Source organism: Cupriavidus pauculus (assembly GCF_008693385.1).
In the GTDB taxonomy this organism is placed as follows: domain Bacteria; phylum Pseudomonadota; class Gammaproteobacteria; order Burkholderiales; family Burkholderiaceae; genus Cupriavidus; species Cupriavidus pauculus_D.
In genome coordinates, this window is sequence record NZ_CP044067.1 from 1,199,575 (window position 1) to 1,217,074 (window position 17,500).

General features: G+C 66.7%; 16 protein-coding genes. 11 read left to right on the forward strand and 5 right to left on the reverse strand.

Annotated elements, in window-relative coordinates:
• Nucleotides 1-7: 7 nt before the first annotated feature.
• The 6 genes from FOB72_RS23800 to FOB72_RS23825 all read left to right on the forward strand — a co-directional run bounded on the left by FOB72_RS23800 (nt 8) and on the right by FOB72_RS23825 (nt 5,686).
• Nucleotides 8-967 carry an amidohydrolase family protein gene (locus tag FOB72_RS23800; RefSeq protein ID WP_150375137.1) on the forward strand — a complete coding sequence of 320 codons (960 nt, stop codon included), beginning with the start codon at nt 8-10 and terminating at the stop codon, nt 965-967.
• Nucleotides 964-1,464 (forward strand): TRAP transporter small permease, encoded by a 501-nt coding sequence (locus FOB72_RS23805; RefSeq protein WP_150375138.1) that lies wholly within the window; start codon nt 964-966, stop codon nt 1,462-1,464. The genes FOB72_RS23800 and FOB72_RS23805 overlap by 4 nt, the downstream gene beginning before the upstream one ends.
• 18 nt (nt 1,465-1,482) lie before the next feature.
• The gene (locus FOB72_RS23810; protein WP_150375139.1) at nt 1,483-2,760 is read left to right on the forward strand and encodes a TRAP transporter large permease; all 1,278 of its coding nucleotides are present in this window, start codon (nt 1,483-1,485) and stop codon (nt 2,758-2,760) included.
• A 17-nt stretch (nt 2,761-2,777) separates the two neighbouring features.
• The gene (locus FOB72_RS23815; RefSeq protein WP_223851775.1) at nt 2,778-3,398 is read left to right on the forward strand and encodes a PPC domain-containing DNA-binding protein; all 621 of its coding nucleotides are present in this window, start codon (nt 2,778-2,780) and stop codon (nt 3,396-3,398) included.
• 142 nt (nt 3,399-3,540) lie between these two features.
• Nucleotides 3,541-5,073 carry a catalase gene (locus tag FOB72_RS23820; RefSeq protein ID WP_150375140.1) on the forward strand — a complete coding sequence of 511 codons (1,533 nt, stop codon included), beginning with the start codon at nt 3,541-3,543 and terminating at the stop codon, nt 5,071-5,073.
• A 4-nt stretch (nt 5,074-5,077) separates the two neighbouring features.
• Complete coding sequence (locus FOB72_RS23825) at nt 5,078-5,686, forward strand: ankyrin repeat domain-containing protein (protein ID WP_150375141.1); 609 nt, start codon at nt 5,078-5,080, stop codon at nt 5,684-5,686.
• A 1-nt stretch (nt 5,687) separates the two neighbouring features.
• On the opposite strand, the gene FOB72_RS23830 is transcribed toward FOB72_RS23825, so the two are convergent.
• Entirely contained in the window at nt 5,688-6,125 is a 438-nt protein-coding gene (locus tag FOB72_RS23830; RefSeq protein WP_150375142.1) for a DUF3293 domain-containing protein, read from the reverse strand.
• A gap of 205 nt (nt 6,126-6,330) precedes the next feature.
• The gene (locus tag FOB72_RS23835; protein ID WP_191002393.1) at nt 6,331-7,263 is read right to left on the reverse strand and encodes a helix-turn-helix domain-containing protein; all 933 of its coding nucleotides are present in this window, start codon (nt 7,261-7,263) and stop codon (nt 6,331-6,333) included.
• Between the two features lie 263 nt (nt 7,264-7,526).
• On the opposite strand from FOB72_RS23835, the gene FOB72_RS23840 reads away from it, so the two are divergent.
• Nucleotides 7,527-8,276, forward strand: a complete 750-nt coding sequence (locus tag FOB72_RS23840; protein ID WP_150375144.1) for a glucose 1-dehydrogenase — start codon at nt 7,527-7,529, stop codon at nt 8,274-8,276.
• Between the two features lie 7 nt (nt 8,277-8,283).
• Here the strand turns inward: FOB72_RS23840 and FOB72_RS23845 are convergent, their stop codons facing one another.
• The 3 genes from FOB72_RS23845 to FOB72_RS23850 all read right to left on the reverse strand — a co-directional run bounded on the left by FOB72_RS23845 (nt 8,284) and on the right by FOB72_RS23850 (nt 10,555).
• Nucleotides 8,284-9,246, reverse strand: coding sequence for an alpha/beta fold hydrolase (locus FOB72_RS23845; protein ID WP_150375145.1), 963 nt, complete (start codon nt 9,244-9,246; stop codon nt 8,284-8,286).
• Nucleotides 9,247-9,409: 163 nt separating this feature from the next.
• Nucleotides 9,410-9,568 carry a hypothetical protein gene (locus tag FOB72_RS32290; RefSeq protein WP_191002394.1) on the reverse strand — a complete coding sequence of 53 codons (159 nt, stop codon included), beginning with the start codon at nt 9,566-9,568 and terminating at the stop codon, nt 9,410-9,412.
• A gap of 81 nt (nt 9,569-9,649) precedes the next feature.
• Nucleotides 9,650-10,555 carry a LysR family transcriptional regulator gene (locus FOB72_RS23850; protein ID WP_150375146.1) on the reverse strand — a complete coding sequence of 302 codons (906 nt, stop codon included), beginning with the start codon at nt 10,553-10,555 and terminating at the stop codon, nt 9,650-9,652.
• 109 nt (nt 10,556-10,664) lie between these two features.
• Between FOB72_RS23850 and FOB72_RS23855 the strand changes: the two genes are divergently transcribed.
• From FOB72_RS23855 to rocF, 4 genes are all read left to right on the forward strand, one after another.
• On the forward strand, nt 10,665-14,066 hold the full coding sequence (locus FOB72_RS23855) for a molybdopterin-dependent oxidoreductase (protein ID WP_150375147.1): 3,402 nt from the start codon (nt 10,665-10,667) through the stop codon (nt 14,064-14,066).
• Nucleotides 14,067-14,094: 28 nt separating this feature from the next.
• Nucleotides 14,095-15,012, forward strand: a complete 918-nt coding sequence (locus FOB72_RS23860; RefSeq protein ID WP_150375148.1) for an ornithine cyclodeaminase family protein — start codon at nt 14,095-14,097, stop codon at nt 15,010-15,012.
• Between the two features lie 49 nt (nt 15,013-15,061).
• Nucleotides 15,062-16,507: a short-chain fatty acid transporter gene (locus tag FOB72_RS23865; protein WP_150375149.1), complete on the forward strand. Its 1,446-nt coding sequence runs from the start codon at nt 15,062-15,064 to the stop codon at nt 16,505-16,507.
• A gap of 84 nt (nt 16,508-16,591) precedes the next feature.
• The gene (gene rocF, locus FOB72_RS23870; protein ID WP_150375150.1) at nt 16,592-17,500 is read left to right on the forward strand and encodes an arginase; all 909 of its coding nucleotides are present in this window, start codon (nt 16,592-16,594) and stop codon (nt 17,498-17,500) included.

Below are 17,500 nucleotides of genomic sequence, written 5' to 3' on the forward strand. Positions count from 1 at the left end.
GTCGCCAATGAGTACGTCGCCCCCCGCACTGCCCACCGCCGTCGTCGATACGCACCACCATCTGTGGCGCCTGGAAACGGGCCACTACCCATGGCTGCAGGACCGCTACGACGCCGCTGCCTTTTTCCTCGGCGACTACGCGTCCCTGCGCCGGGATTTCGATACCGCCGACTACCTCACGCACTGGCGGCGCGTACCGGGCGTGACGCTGGCCGCCACGGTCCACGTGGAAGCCGAGCGCGACCGCGCCGAATCGCTGGCCGAGACCGCATGGCTGCACGCGGTGCATCGGGAAGCGGGCTTCCCGAACGCCGTGATCGCACACGTGGATTTCCTCTCCCCGACGCTGGATGACGACCTGCGCGCGCAGCTCGACTATCCGCTCGTGCGCGGCGTACGGTGCAAGCCGCTTACGGCGGCAAGCGCCGACGCCGCGGCCGCGCTCGCGGGCCAGTCCGGCACGCTGCAGGATCCGCAATGGCGCGCCGGCCTGCGCGCGCTGGCCGATCGGGGCCTGATCTACGATCTTCGCGTCCCGTACTGGCACCTCGAAGAAGCCGCCGAGGCGATCGCCGCCGTGCCCGAACTCGACGTCGTCGTCGAACACGCGGGCCTGCCGTGGGACCGCTCGCCCGAAGGCCTCGCTCGCTGGCGTCGCGGCCTGGCCGCGCTGGCCAGCCTGCCCCGTGTGTCCATCAAGCTGTCCGAGTTCGGCCTGCCGCAAACCCCGTGGCAGCGCGAGAGCAACGTCGCCGTGATCCGCGAGGTCCTGTCCCTCTTCGGCGCGCACCGCTGCATGTTCGCGAGCAACCTCCCCGTCTCGGGCCTGCGCGCCAGCCTGCCGGAGATCGTCGCCACGGTCGGCGCCGCGCTCGAGGGATTGCCCGCATCCGACGCCCGTGCCGTCTGGCACGACAACGCGCTACGCATCTACCGCATCACGCAACAAGCAGGAGCAAGTTCATGAACTCCCTATCCGTCCGCATCGTGCGCGCGCTCATGGTCGCGATGATGACCGCCATGATCGTGCTGGTCTTCGGCAACGTCGTGTTGCGCTATGTCTTCAACTCCGGCATCGCCTTCTCCGAGGAGGCATCGCGTTTCCTCTTTATGTGGCTGACGCTGATCGGCGCGCTGCTCGTCATGCATGACAAGGCCCACCTCGGGATGTCCACCGTGGTGTCCCATCTGGGCGAGAACGCCCAGCGCGCGTGCCGCCTGCTGGCCGATGCCGGCGCCCTTGCCTGCTGCCTGCTGCTCGCGCACGGCGCCTGGCAGCTCGTCGAGATCGGCATGGACGATCGCGCGCCCGTCACCGGCGTGCCGCTCGGCATCGTCTATGCCTCGCTCCTCATCTGCAGCCTCGGCATGGCCGCCATGCTGCTGCATTCGCTGTGGCGCCTGATCAGCGGGCGCATGGCGCAGCACGAACTGGTGCCGCAGTCCGGCACGAGCGGCGAATAAGCGCGAAGGAGTCCCATCATGACCATCTTCGTCTTTGTCGGCTCGCTGCTCGGCGCCATGTCGCTGGGCATGCCCATCGCGTTCGCGCTGCTCGCATCGGGCGTTGCCCTGATGCTGCATCTCGGCAACTTCGACACGCAGATCCTCGCGCAAAACATGCTCGAGGGCGTCAACAACTATCCGCTCATGGCGGTACCGTTCTTCATGCTCGCCGGCGAGCTCATGAACGCGGGCGGCCTGTCCCAGCGCATCGTGCGCGTGGCCGATGCGGCCGTCGGGCACGTTCGTGGGGGCCTCGGCTACGTGGCCATCATCGCCGCCACGGTGGTAGCCAGCATCTCGGGCTCCGCCGTCGCCGACACGGCCGCCGTGGCCGCGCTGCTGATCCCGATGATGCGCAAGGCCGGGTACAACGTACCGCGCGCGGCCGGATTGATTGCCGCCGGCGGCATTATCGCGCCCGTGATTCCCCCGTCGATCGCGATCGTCGTGTTCGGCGTGGTCGCGCAGATCTCCATCACCAAGCTGTTTCTCGCCGGTATCGCACCGGGCGCGATGATGGCGGTCACGCTTGCGGCCACGTGGTACGTCTGCGCGCGCAAGGAGACGCTCGGGCCCGTGCAGCCGTTCTCCGCCCGCAAGCTGCTGCAGTCGCTGCGCGAGGGCGTCTGGGCGCTGGTGCTGCCGATCGTGATCATCGGTGGCATGAAGATCGGCGCGTTCACGCCGACCGAGGCCGCCGTGGTGGCCGTCGTCTACGCCATGGCGATCGGCCGCTTCGTCTATGGCGAGCTCAAGCTGCGCGAGCTGCCGTCGCTGATCGTCACCGCGTCCAAGACCTCGAGCACCGTGCTGTTCCTCGTCGCCTGCGCGCTGGTATCGGCATGGCTCATCACCATCGCGAACATTCCGGCGCAGGTCACCGCCCTGCTCGACCCGTTCGTCGATAACAAGATCCTGCTCATGTTCATCATCATGGTTCTCGTGATCATCGTCGGCACCGCGCTCGATCTGATGCCCACGATCCTGATCATGACGCCGATCCTGATGCCCGTGATCACGAAGGCGGGGATCGACCCCGTCTACTTCGGCGTGATGTTCGTGCTCAACAACGCGATCGGGCTGCTCACGCCACCGGTCGGCACCGTGCTCAACGTCGTCGCCGGAACCTCGCGCTGCAGCCTCGACAGCGTGATCGGCGGCGTCTGGCCGTTCCTGCTGAGTCTTACCGCGCTGATGTTCCTGTTCGTGCTGTTCCCCCAGCTGATCCTGGTGCCGGCCACCTGGCTGCGTTGAATAACTGGAGACCCAACATGACCCCTGCGATGAAATCTGCCCCCGCGCTGCTGGCCACGGCCGTCGCGCTCGCCGCACTGACGGCCCTCACGGCCCTCACGCCCCTCACGCCCGCACACGCGCAAACGCGCGCCGACAGCCACGCCGCCGCATGCAAGGCCGCGCACGACACCCGCCCCGACAACCGCAACTACCCGCGCGACACCGTGCCGCGCTACATCAAGACACCCACGGGCTATCTGATCGTCCTGCGCATGGGCGACAATGTATTCGAGCAACTCGAGTCGTTCGCGATCTGCGAGAACGTGCCGGCCGCCAGCCTCTCCGCCATCGGCTTTGCCAACGTCACGTTCGGCTTCTGGGATGCGGGCAAGCAGGATTTCAATCCCAAGACCTACCGCAATGTCGAGATGGCAAGCATCGTCGGCAGCCTCGCATGGAAGAATGGCAAGCCGTCGATTCATGCGCACGGCGTGGCGGGCGACTCGCAGTTCGACACTTACGGTGGCCATATCCTTTCGATGGAGGTCGGCACCGGCTCGCTCGAAGTCACCGTGACATTGATCCCGGAGAAACTCGAGCGCGCGGTCGATCCGCGCATTGGCGCAAACGTGCTGCAATTGTCGAGTTCGCACTGAAATGCCTCACCGGCCACCCTCCGCCTATCGCGCTGATTGGAAATCGGTATTGGAGTGAATCCACGATGCGGGACTACATTTCCACTGCTCCGTCGCACGACGCTGCATTCCCAATGTCGAGTCCCCATCGAACGGAAACTCCATGCAAAGCCGAAAAAAAACATCACTGCGTGCCGCACTCTCCCTCGCACTTGTCGCCGCCGTTCCCCTGGCCCACGCGCAGATGACGCGCGATAACGGATCGCCCGTCGGCGACAACCAGAACTCGCAGACCGCAGGCCCCAATGGCCCCGTGCTGCTGCAAGACTCCCACCTGATCGAGAAACTCCAGCGCTTCGACCGCGAACGCATCCCCGAGCGCGTGGTGCATGCGCGCGGCACGGGTGCCTTCGGCGAGTTCGTACCCACCGCGGACCTCAGCGATCTCTCTGTGGCACAGGTCTTCACGCCCGGCAGCAAGACGCCGGTGTTCGTACGCTTCTCCACGGTCATGGGCTATCGCGGCTCGCCCGAGCAGGCCCGCGATCCGCGCGGCTTCGCCATCAAGTTCTATACGCAGCAGGGCAACTGGGACATGGTCGGCATCAACTGGCCGATCTTCTTTATCCGCGATGCCATCAAGTTCCCGGACTTCGTGCACGCGAACAAGCCCAGCGCGGTCACCGGCGTGCAGGATGCCGATCTCGCCTTCGACTTCTTCGCGCATACGCCCGAAGCCACCAACATGCTGACGCACCTGTACAGCGTGGCGGGCATGCCCGACTCCTATCGCAAGATGGATGGCTTCGGCGTGCATGCGTTCAAGCTGGTCAATGCGCGCGGCGAGGTGCACTACGTCAAGTTCCACTGGAAGAGCCAGCAGGGCATTCATGGCCTGCGTCCCAACGAGATTGCCGCGTCGATCGGCAAGGACTGGAACGTGACGACCAACGATCTGTACGGCGCCATCCGCAATGGCGACTTCCCGAAGTGGGACCTGTATATCCAGGTGCTCAAGCCCGCCGATCTGCAGCAGTTCGACTTCGACGCGCTCGACGACACCAAGGAATGGGTCGGCGTTCCCGAGCGCAAGGTCGGCACGATGGTGCTGAACCGCGTGCCCGACAACTACTTCGAGAGCACGGAAGAGTCGGCCTTCGCGCCGTCACGGCTCGTGCCCGGCATCGAACTGTCGGAAGACCGCATGCTGCAGGGCCGCGGTTTCTCGTATGCCGATACGCAGATGTACCGGCTCGGCGCGAACTTCAATTCGCTGCCGATCAACAAGCCGCTCGTTCCGGTGCGCAACAACAACCAGGACGGCGCGATGAACGCGAGCGGCCGCACGGGCGACGTCAACTACGAGCCTTCGACCATCGCCGAAATCGGGCAGGACGCCAGGTACAAGTACTCGAACCTGCCGCTGTCGGGCACCACGCAGCAGCGTGCCATCGACAAGAAGCAGCCGTTCAAGCAGGCCGGCGTCTATTTCCGCTCGCTCTCGGAGCAGGACAAGGCCGACCTCGTCACCGCGCTCTCCGCCGATCTGCGTCACGTGCGCAACCGGGGCAATCTGTACACGATGCTGTCGTACTTCAACAAGGCCGATAGCGGCTTCGGCGCGCGGCTCGTGAAAGCCCTCGATGCGGATGGCGCGAAGGTCAAGGCGCTGTCGGACAAGCTGACGGACGATTGACGTCATGCGCGCAGAGACTCGGCTACTGCTGTCGGCCGCCGCGCTCTGCGCGACGCTCTGGCTCGGCGGGTGTGCAAGCTCCAGACCCGTCGAGGCCCCACCGCTCGTCCCCGGCGAACGCGTCAGTGCCAGCCAGTTCGACGGCTACTGGTTCGACGCGGCGCGCCAGGGCCGCTGGGATGTGCTAGACAGTTTGCTGCAGGCCGGCTATCCGGTCGATCGTGCCAATCCACGCGGTTTCACGGCCGTCATCCTCGCGGCGTACAACGGCCATCCCGATACCGTTCAGCACCTGATGCAGGCCGGCGCGGATGCGTGCCTCGGCGACAACAGCGGCAATACGGCGTTGATGGGAGCCCTGTTCAAGGGCGAGATGGATTCGGCCAGGGTGCTGCTGGATGCGCGCTGCGACCCCAATCAGGAGAACAACAGCGGCGAGACCGCGCTGACGTTCGCCACGTTGTTCGGCCGCTATGCCATCATGCCGTCGCTGATCGCGCACGGTGCCGATCCGAACCACCAGAGCGCGCGCGGCAATACACCGATGCGCACCGCGCAGACGCAGGGCAACCGGCAGGCGGAAGACGTACTGAAGCGGCTCGGGGCGGATTGAGTTACCTGAGCAATATCAGTTGCGGCACGGCATCCGCGCCGCTCCATACGATCGCGTTCTGGCCGAACCGCACGCCGAGCGCGCGCGCCACGTCGAGCGGAAGACCGGGCACGAGACAACTCTCTTCGCCCGGCCAGTCGTTCGCCGGATGCTGCCCCACGCCGGGCACCCACGACAACCCCTTCTCCGCCAGCCACGACACCAGCTCACGCTGGCGTGCGGCGTTACGGGCGGGCGTATCGGCTTCGCTGAACGGATTCCACGCGGTCACGAATGCGCTGCACCCCACACCATGGAAGCGATGCAATGCGGCCAGCGTTGCGGACGCTTCACCCACCTTCAGCACGCATGGCATCTCCCCGCCGACGCGATATTCGGTCTCGAGATAGGCATCGATGATGTCGCGCGGAATCGCGGTATGCGGGTCGTGAGGGTTCATGCGCCGAGCGTGTCATGGCCGACAGCCATGCGTCAAGCATGCCCCGCCACAATTCTTTGCAATTGCGACCATCAGGATCGGCGGCGCCGCGCCGTTAGGCAGTGTGTCCCAGGTGCCCGGAAAGAGCATCGGCACCATCGATGCCCCGGCTACCGGGTGCCGCGCCATGGGACATCCCTCCCCCTTCCGATCGGCCGCGGGCGCGTTACGATGCCGCGCCGCCGCTGTTGCGCCAGACCAGTGGCGGCCGGCCCACGAAGCGCTTGAAGACGGTGGTGAAGTGCGCCTGCGAGCGAAAGCCGCAATGCATGGCCACATCGAGTACCGAGCACTGCTCGCGGCGCAGGATTTCCTGTGCCCGTTCCACGCGCCGCCGCTGCACGAACTCCTGCGGGCGCACGCCTGTCGCGCGCCGGAACTGCGCCGCGAAGTACATGCGCGTCAATCCGACGCTGCGCGCGATCTCCTCGAGCGTCAGCGGCCGGGAAAGATGCGCATCGATGAACTCGATGGCCCGTCGCAGCCGCCACTGCGGCAATGGCGACAGCTGCCGCGCGGGCAGCGGGCCCGCCATCGCTGCCTGCGAGAAATGCTGCGCGACCAGCCGCGCGACGATCGCCATGGTGACACTCTCGCAGAACATATGGCTGAGGTGCGCGTCGTTGGCATGCGCGAGCGCGAGGGCCTGCGCCAGCCGTTCCACGGTGGGATCGCCGAACAGCCGTGGGTCGTCGAGCACGATCGGCCCTTCGTGAGGATGCCCGAAGCGCGCCTCGTAGCACGTTGCCAGCACGCGTTGCGGCACGAACAGATGCAGCACGTCGTAGGCCGTGTGGAATGTCACGCTCACGGGTGTGCCCGGCGCGGTGATCTGGATCATGCCCGCGGGCACGCGGCCATCGCACAGCACCTGCTCCCGCGATACGAAGCGCAGATTCGCGCCGCGCAGCGTCAGGGCCACGCAATGCAGATCCTTGTGCCCGGCGTGGGAGACCGCCACGGGTTCCGGCACCGCCGCATCGGTCCATCGCGAGACGATGACCCGGCCGGCATCGCCTTCCTTCCCGTCGTGCCGCGCGGCACGCACGTCACGCCAGCCATCGGCCTGAACGATCGGATCGGTGTTGAGAGCACTCATTGCGTCATATCCTCTGATCGCACGCGCCGGACCCGCCAGCGCAACAGTGCAAAGGTACCCATGGCGGCGGGGCCGCGCCATTCTGCCTTGGGTCGCCGAACTCATGCCTTGGCGTAACGTACTCATACCTCGGCAGCAGGCGTCGCCACGACGCGTTTCATACGCGAAATCCGGGCTGCGAATACGAAAGCCGACGCAGTACGCTCGCCATAGCCTGAGCGCACTCTCAGTTGCGACCCCTACCTGCCCAGAAAGGTGTAACCATGGCTTCGTCCAGACCGGAAGGCGCCTATGTGCGCGGACTTCCCCAACAGACCGCCATCGTCACGAGCGCCGCGCGCGGCATCGGCGCCGCGATGGCGCGCAAGCTCGCGACGCAAGGCTTCAACGTCGTGGTCAATCATCCCGTCGACGATGCCGCCGCGCAGCATGTGGTGACGGCCATCCGCGCGGCAGGCGGACGAGCGATCGCCGTGCGCGCGGACGTATCCCGCCACGACGCGTTCGCGCAACTGTTCGACGCCGCCACCGCGGAATTCGGCGGCGTCGATGTCCTCGTCAACAACGCCGGCCTTGCGAGCAACATGCCTATCGGCAGCATCGACGAACTCACGTTCGACAGGATGTTCGCCATCAACGTGCGTGGCGTGCTCAACGGTCTCAAGCTGGCCGCCCAGCGCATGCGAGACAACGGCCGCATCGTCAATATCTCCACCAGCGTCGCGGGGATGTCGCCAGCGGGCTACGGCTCGTACTGCGCATCGAAAGCCGCCGTGGAAGCGCTCACGCGCAGCCTGTCGAAGGAGCTCGGGCCACGCGGCATCCGCGTCAACGCCGTGGCACCCGGGCCCACCGGAACGGGCCTCGTCACGCATATGCGCGACCTGACCACGCCGCTCGGGCGCATCGCCGAACTCGAGGATATCGCCGAAGTCGTGGCGTTCCTCGTCAGCGACAGCTCGGGCTGGATCAACGGCCAGTCCGTACGCGTGAACGGCGGCATCCTGTCGTAGGCGCCGCTCAATGCGGCTGGCGAGACAGGAACGTATCGACCCGTTGCGCGATCTCGTCGGGCCTGTCGTTGATCGCAAAGTGGCCGCCGTCGAGCACATGCACCTCTGCCTTCGGCACATCGCGCTGGAACGCGGCCACTTCCGCCACCTCGAACGACGGGTCGTACTTGCCCCAGAGTACGAGCGAACGCGGCTGATGATCGCGCAGCCACTTGCCCCACGCCGGATAGCTGGCGACGTTGGTGCGGTAGTCGTAGAACAGGTCGGCCTGGATGTCCTGCTGCCCGGGCCGCGAGAGGAACGCAAACTCGTCGGTCCAGCGGTCCGGGTCCACGGTTTCCGGATGCGGATTCGAACCGACATGCCGCTGCTTCGTGGTCGCGAGCGAGAGAAACGCCGCCCGCAGCGCCGCCTCATTGGCCGCGCGATTGGCCCAGTACTCGCGGCGCTTGACCCACAGCGGCCCCAGCCCATCCTCGTGCGACACCGCGTTCTGCACGATCAGCGCCTGCACGCGCTCGGGATGCGCAACCGCGAGGCGCATCCCGACCGGACCGCCGTAGTCCTGCATGAACAACACATACCGTTGCAGCCCCACCGCCTCGGTAAAGCCATCCACGACTCTCGCAAGGTTGTCGAACGTGTAGGCGAACTCGGTCGCGGCCGGTGCATCGCTATGGCCAAACCCGGGATAGTCTGGGGCAATCAGGTGATACCGCGTGGATAGCCGTGCGAACAGCGGCTCGAACATGCGCGACGACGACGGAAAGCCGTGCAGCATCAGCAAGGTGGGCGCATTCGCGGGCCCCGCCTCGCGGTAGAAGATGCGCAGGCCGTTGACGGTGACGGTACGGTACTGGGTCACGCCGGCCTCGGTGGGCGCCGGGGCAGCCGGCGCCGCGGCGTGGCCATTCGCCACGACGGCCAGCGAGGCCGACGCGATCAGCAGGGAGAGAATCGATTTGAGCATGGGGGCTCCTCGTTGGAAGTCCTGCTCAGAGTAGTCGCCCAAAGCTAACCCGTCAAACTAAATTTTGACGGTTACGTATAATCCGAGGCGACTGCTCTCTCTCAACCCCCGCGCGCAGGGCACTTCGCACACCTGCGGCGGCGCCGCGTCGGTGCCGGCGTGGTCACTGCGCGACGACGGACTGATACATCATCTGGTAGGCGGCGTCCCGATACTCCATGCGGCGGGTCAGCGTCAGGCGCAGACGCTCGATATAGGCAAACACGTAGCGCGACGTCATGGTCCCGTTCGCGGTGCTTTCGCACGCGATATCGATGGCCATGCCGGGCAGGGTCCGTAGCCCTTGCGGCTCAATGCCGCACGGTGAAGGAGGGTATGTTGTGGAGGGGCAACGGCGAACGCTTCACCCGACATCGCGCAACGCCAGTCCCAGAAAATCGCGCAGCATGCGCACGGTGTCGTTCGCTTCGGCGCCGTGCTTCCACACCACGCCGACGTCCATCGACGGGACGCGGTCCGCGAGGGCGCGTCGTACGATGCGCTGGCCCTCCAGCGACCACGGGCGGTAGACGAGGTCCGAGAGGATGGCCACGCCGCGGCCCGAGGCGACGAGGCTGCGTACCGCTTCGATCGAGCAGCTCTGGTAGCGGATGGCCGGTGCCAGCCCGTATTGGCCCCAGTACTTGATCACCGTGGAGATATGCTCGTCCATGTCGAGCAGGATGTAGTCGTGCCGCGCCACATCCGCCAGGTGAATCTCCGCGCGCTGCATCAGCGGATGATCGGGATGCCCCCATAACTGGCGCGGCGATCGCAGCAGCGTCTCGCAGCCGATATGGTCCATTTCCGGCAGGTTCGACACCAGCAGCAGCGCCAGATCGATCTCGCCCGCGTGGATGCCGCGTTCGACATCGTCCCGCTCGCGCTCGACGATCTGCAGCTCCAGCCGCGGAAACTTCTGCTCCACGGCCTGCAGCAGCCGCGGCAATACATACGCGGTGATGGTCTCGGTCACCCCCACCCGCACCACGCCCGCCAGCGGCATCGGCCGCACGCTCGCCGCGGTCACCGCCTCCTGCATCGATTGCTCGATCTGCTGCGCGTGCCGCAGAAACCGGATACCGGCCTCCGTCAGCCGCACGCCCGATGCATGGCGCGTGAATAACGCCGCGCCAACGATCTCCTCGAGACCCTTGAGCGCCGCCGTCATCGACGATTGCGAAACATGGCACCGAAGTGCCGCACGGGACACCTGCCCGGTCTCCGCAATGGCCACGAAGTACTGAAGTTGCTTGAGCGTGGGAAGCATCGAAAAAATCGATATTGCGATTTCAGAACTATGAATTAGAAATACCTGCCTATGCTAGCTAGCATCGAACCCGGAAACAAGTTATCGATCGAGAGGCAGCGGGTCCGGGATGACAATCGAGGAAAAGAAGGGGTTCTGCACGCTGTGCCGTTCGCGATGCGGAACCATCAACGTGGTCGATGGCGACACCCTCGTCGAGGTGCGGCCGGACCCCACGCACCCCACCGGACGCGCCATGTGCCTCAAGGGCAAGTCCGCGCCCGAGCTCGTGCATAGCGCCGACCGCGTCCTCCACCCGATGCGCCGGACCCAGCCCAAGGACGCTGCCGACCCCGGCTGGCAGCAGATCTCTTGGGAAGAAGCGCTGACCGAAATCGCCGCGCGCCTCGGCGCCGCGCGCGAGCGCGGGCACCCGGAATCGGTGGCGTTCGCGGTCACCACGCCCAGCGGCACCCCGCTCACCGACAGCATCGACTGGATCGAACGCTTCGTACGCGGCTACGGCAGCCCCAACATCATCTACGCCACCGAGATCTGCAACTGGCACAAGGATTTCGCGCACGTCTTCACGTTCGGCTGCGGCATTCCCACGGCCGACTACCGGCAGGCCGAGCTGATCCTGCTCTGGGGCCACAACCCGACCAACACGTGGCTCGCGCAGGCGGAGGCCATCGGCACGGGCCGGGCCGCCGGCGCGCGCATGATCGTCGTCGATCCCCGCCGTACCGCGCTGGCCGGCCAGGCCGACCAGTGGCTGCGCGTGAAGCCCGGCACCGACGCCGCGCTGGCCATGGCCATCGCCAACCTGCTGATCGAAGCCAATGCGTTCGACGTCGAGTTCGTGCGGCGGTGGACCAACGGCGCCCTGCTCGTGCGCGGCGACAACGGCCATTTCGTGCGCGGCCGGGACGTGGGATTCTCCGGCACCGATGCCGACGCCTTCGTGGCGTGGGACGCCGTGGCCGGGCGGCCCGTCGTGCATCCGCATGAAGACGGCCTCGAGCGGATCGCACTGCGCGGCACGTTTGCATTGCGCCTCGCGGATGCCGAGGGAGACATCGCGTGCGAGCCCGCGTTCGAACGCTATGCCCGCGCCTGCGCGCAATACCCCGTCGATGTGGCCGCGCGCCTCACATGGATTCCCGAGGGCGATATCCGTCACGCGGCCAGCCTGCTCGGCTCCGCGCGCCGCGTCGCTTATCACGCATGGTCGGGCGTGGGCCAGCACGAAAACGCCACGCAGACCGAACGCGCGATCGCATGCCTGTACGCGCTGACCGGCAGCTTCGACGTCGACGGCGGCAACCGCGTGCACCGCAAGCCGCCGCACCGCGCCGTCAATGGCCTCGATCTGCTCTCCGGCGCGCAGCACGCCAAGGCCCTCGGCATCGACGAACGCCCGCTCGGGCCGGCCGCCAATGGATGGGTGACAGGTCGCGATTTCTACCACGCGGTGCTCGACGAACGACCGTACCGCGTCGACACGCTCGTCGCATTCGGCACCAACCTTCTGCTCTCGCAACCCGACGTGGAACTCGGCGATCGCGCCTTGCGCGCGCTGGACTTCCACGTGCATTGCGATCTGTTCATGACGCCGAGCGCGCAGTACGCGGACATCTTCCTGCCGATCAACACGCCGTGGGAACGCGAAGGCCTGCGCATCGGCTTCGAGATCACCGCGGAGGCGGACGAGCTCATCCAGCTGCGGCAGCGCATGGTGCCGCCCCGCGGCGAATCGCGCGCGGACAACGACATCGTGTTCGACCTCGCCACGCGCATCGGCATGGGCGACCTGTTCTTCGACGGCAGCCTCGAGCGCGGATGGAACCATATGCTCGCCCCCGCCAACGTCGATGTGGCGGCCTTGCGCGCGCACCCCGAGGGCATCCGCGTTCCGGCGGCGTGCGCCGAGCGCAAGTACCGCACGCAACCGAAGCCGTTCGCCACGCCGACCGGCCTCGTCGAGCTGTACTCCGAACGCCTGCTGCAGCATGGCTATCCGCCCCTGCCCACGCACGAGGATCGCACCGAAGCCGACCATGCCGACTTCCCGCTCGTCATGACCTCGGCCAAGAGCGGCTACTACTGCCACAGCCAGCATCGCGGCAACGCCTCGCTGCGTCGTCGCGCACTGCGGCCTTCGCTAGACGTCTCCGATGCATTGGCGCGATCCATCGGCATCGAAGCCGGCGATCTCGTGCGCGTGACCACGCCAGGTGGCATGGCCACCTTCAGCGTGCGCATCGACGCCGCACTGCATCCGGCCGTGGTCGTCGGCGAGTACGGCTGGTGGCAGGCGTGCGACGCGCTGGGCCAGCCCGGCATCGATGCGCTGGGCGGCCGCCATAGCAACTACAACGCGCTCGTCGGTGGCGAACGGCAAGACCCCGTCAGCGGCTCCACGCCGCTGCGCGCCTATCGCTGCCGCGTGGAGATCGACCCCGCGTTCGACCGCCGCCGCGCATGGGACGGCTTCCGCCCGTTCCGCGTGGCCGCGCTGACGAAGGAAGCCAGCGACGTCACCACGGTCCGCATGGACGCGCTCGACGGCGGGCTGCTTCCCGACTTCTCGCCGGGCCAGCACATCACCATCCGCCTGCGCACGCGCGCGGGCACGGAAGTCGTGCGCTCGTACTCGCTGACCGGCCCGGCCGCCATGGCCAGCCGACGCCACTACAGCATCTCGGTACGCCGCGCGACCGGCGTGGCCGCCGACGGCATGCGCGTCGATGGCATCGCCTCGACGCATATCAACGGCACGCTCGCCATCGGCGATGTCGTCGATCTGCGCGCGCCGTCGGGCACGTTCGTCATGCCGCGTCAATCGCGGCGCCCGCTGATCCTCGTGGCCGGCGGCATCGGCATCACGCCCTTCATGAACCTGCTCGAATCGCTGGCCGACGAGCCCGCGCCGCCGCGCATCGTGCTGCTCTACGCGAATCGCAACCGCGCGGCGCATGCGTTCCGCGAGCGCATCCGCACGCTGCAGTCTGCACTGCCGTCGCTCTCGGTCATCGACTACTACGAGCAGCCAGGCCCCGACGATATCGCCGGCAAGGACTATGACGTCCACGGCCGCATCTCGCCCGCGCATATCGACGACGCGCTGCTCGCCCTGCGCCCCCTCATCTACATGTGCGGTCCGCCGGCGATGATGGATGCGTTTGCGCAAGGCATGATCGCGCGCGGTGTGCCACGCTTCGACATCCTGCGCGAGGTGTTCCGCTCGCCGGTTACCGCGAAACTCGCGCCTGGACAGCAGTACCGCGTGCATTTCGCGCGATCCGACCGCGCACTCGAATGGAAACCCGAGGACGGCTCGCTGCTCGGCTTCTCCGAACGCCATGGCGTGCAGTTGCCGAGCGGCTGCCGCGTGGGACAGTGCGAAAGCTGCGCCGTGAAGGTACTGAACGGCACGGTCAGGCATCTGCACGGGCAGGAGCCCGACGACGCCGATACGTGCCTGGCCTGCCAGGCGATTCCCACGAGCGACCTCGTGCTCGACGCCTGACCGATTCCTTTTCAACCGAAACGACGACATGCTCATTCTCGACGCCGCCACCACCCGGTCCCGCCTGCCCTTCGACACGCTGATTCCTTCGCTGCGCGCCGCGTTCGTTGCCGGTTGCGAAGTGCCGCTGCGCCATCACCACACGGTCGGTGACGGCACGGTGCTGCTGATGCCGGCCTGGAGCGATCGCTATATGGGCGTGAAGACCGTCTCGATCTTTCCCGGCAACGCGCAACGCGGCCTGCCGGGCCTGCATTCGACGTACATGCTCTACGATGCATCGACAGGCGCACCGCTCGCGCTCATCGACGGCAACGAGATCACGTCGCGACGCACGGCCGCCGCCTCCGCCCTCGCGGCCTCGATGCTCGCGCGCGCCGATGCGCGCAAGCTGCTCGTCATCGGCGCGGGCCGCGTCGCGAGCCTGCTGCCCCACGCCTATCGCGCGGTGCTGCCGATCGAGCAGATCCATATCTGGGACATCGACGCCGCGCAGGCGGAGCGGCTGGCCGGCAGCCTGCGCGACGAAGGCATCGACGCGCGCGCCACCGCGTGCGTGGAAGACGTGCTTGGCAACGTGGACGTCGTGACGTCGGCCACGCTGTCCACCGTGCCGCTGATAGAGCGCCAGCATATCGCGCCGGGCACCCATATCGACCTCATCGGCGGCTTCACGCCGCAGATGCGCGAAGCCGACGACGCCTGCTTCGCGGACACGTCCGTGTTCGTGGACACCGCGGAAGCCACCATGAAGGCCGGCGACCTGCTGCACCCGATTGCCGCCGGCGTGTTCCGCGCGGAAGACGTGCGCGCGGACCTCGCGGCGCTCTGCCGTGGCGCGCACGCGGGCCGCGCATCGAACGACGAGATCACCGTATTCAAGGCCGTGGGGACGGCACTGGAAGACCTCGCGGCAGCAGCGATCTGCTTCGAAGTTCACAACTGAGAGATCCAAACCCCGAACGAGAATCGACACGCATCCAGGAGGTTTTGCCATGAAAGACACACCGCTATCCGCCCCAGCCTACGCGCCACCCGCGCGCGGGGGCCTCGAACGCCTTGCCGTCCGGGTCACGGACTGGTCCGAACGCTGGTTTCCGGACTCCTACATCTTCGCGGCCATCGCGGTCGTCGTCGTGGCCATCGGCGCGATGCTCATCGGCGCTCCCGCGCAAGGCGTGGCACGCGCGTTCGGTGACGGCTTCTGGAGCCTCATTCCGTTCACGATGCAGATGGCGGTCGTCGCCATCGCGGGCTACGTCGTCGCCGTATCGCCGCCCGCGTCCATGCTCATCGCGCGGCTCGCGTCCATGCCGCGCACGGCACGGGGCGCGGTAGCGTTCGTCGCGCTGATCAGCCTCGGCACGTCGCTGGTCAACTGGGCCATCAGCCTGATCTTCAGCGGCCTGCTCGTGCGCGCCATCGCGCGCCGCACGGACCTGCGCATGGACTACCGCGCGGCCAGCGCGGCCGCCTACCTCGGCATGGGCGCCACGTGGGCGCTCGGCCTGTCCTCGTCGGCCGCGCAGCTGCAGGCCAACCCGGCCAGCCTGCCCAAGTCGCTGCTCGACATCACAGGCGTGATTCCGTTCTCGGAAACCATCTTCCTCTGGCAGTCGATGGCGATGACCGGGGTGCTGATCGTCGCCTCGCTCGTGGTCGCGTACTTCTCGGCACCGACCGGCGACCGCGCGCGCACGGCCGCGGACATGGGCGTCGATCTCGACGACAGCGACGACGCCATCACCAGGCCGACGCGTCCCGGCGAATGGCTCGAGTACAGCCCGCTGCTGACGCTGCTGCTCGTCGCGCTCGGTGCCGGCTGGCTCTATCACGAGTTCACCACCAAGGACCCGATCCTCGCGATCTCGAACCTGAACACCTACAACTTCCTGTTCCTGATGCTGGGCATGCTGCTGAACTGGCGTCCCCGCCGGTTCCTGCGCGCCGTGGCCCGCTCGGTGCCTTCCACGGCAGGGGTGCTGATCCAGTTTCCGCTGTATGGCGGCATCGCCTTCATCCTGACCAAGGCCACCGGTGGCGATGGCGCCACGCTGTCGCACCACCTGGCTTCCGCGTTCGTCTCGATGGCGACCACCGAATCGTTCTCCGCGGTCATGGGCATCTACTCGGCGGTACTGGGCTTCTTCGTCCCGTCGGGCGGCGGCAAGTGGATCATCGAGGCACCGTACGTCATGCAGGCGGCCAACGAACTGCACGTCCACCTCGGCTGGGCGGTACAGGTCTACAACGCGGCGGAAGCCCTGCCGAACCTGATCAATCCGTTCTGGATGCTGCCGCTGCTCGGCGTACTGGGCATCCGCGCCAAGGACGTGGTGGGCTTCACGTTCACGCAGCTGATCGTGCATACGCCACTGGTGCTGTTCATGCTGTGGGCGTTCGCGATGACGCTGGAGTATCGGCCGCCGGTCATGCCATGACCTGACGGTTTGCTGCTCCCTCCATGGGGGAGAGGGGGCAAGAGAACCAACCTATTATGGAAGCATCCCATCCAAGGAGCTTCCATGAAACCCATCCAGCTGATAGGAGCCCCCACAGACGTCGGCGCAAGCATTCGCGGTACGTCGATGGGCCCCGAAGCGCTACGCGTTGCAGATATTGCCAGCGCTCTGGCGCGCAACGGGCTCCAGGTCACCGACCTCGGTAACCTCGCCGGCCCGGGCAATCCGGGCCATGCTCCGGTCAACGGCATGCGCCATCTGGAAGAAGTCGTGGCGTGGAACACCGCGGTGTTCCACGGCGCCTATGAAATTCTTGCAAACGGCCGTATGCCGCTGCTGATGGGCGGCGACCACTGCCTGGCCATCGGCTCGATCAGCGCGGCCGCACGGCATTGCCGCGAATCGGGCAAGCAGTTGCTGGTCCTGTGGCTCGACGCCCACGCCGATGCCAACACCGGCAGCACGAGCCCCACGGGCAACATCCACGGCATGCCGGTCGCCTGCCTCTGCGGCGACGGCCCCGAGCCGCTGACCACACTCTCGGGCACGCGCCCCGCGATGCAGCCGAACGATATCCGCCAGGTCGGCATCCGCAGCGTCGATCCCGAGGAAAAACGCCGCCTGCGCCAGCTCGGCCTGCCCGCATTCGACATGCGCTTCATCGACGAAAACGGCATGCGCGAAACCATGCGCCAGGCATTGGCCGGCGTGGACGCCAACACGCACCTGCACGTGAGCTTCGATGTGGATTTCCTGGATTCGCAGATCGCGCCCGGCGTCGGCACGCCGGTGCGCGGCGGTCCCACCTACCGCGAAACCCACCTCGCGCTGGAGATGATCGCGGACACCAAGGCACTGGGCTCGCTCGACGTACTGGAACTGAACCCCGCCCGCGATATCCAGAATCAGACCGCGGAACTCGTGGTGGACCTGCTGGAAAGCCTGTTCGGCAAATCGACGCTGCTGCGTTGA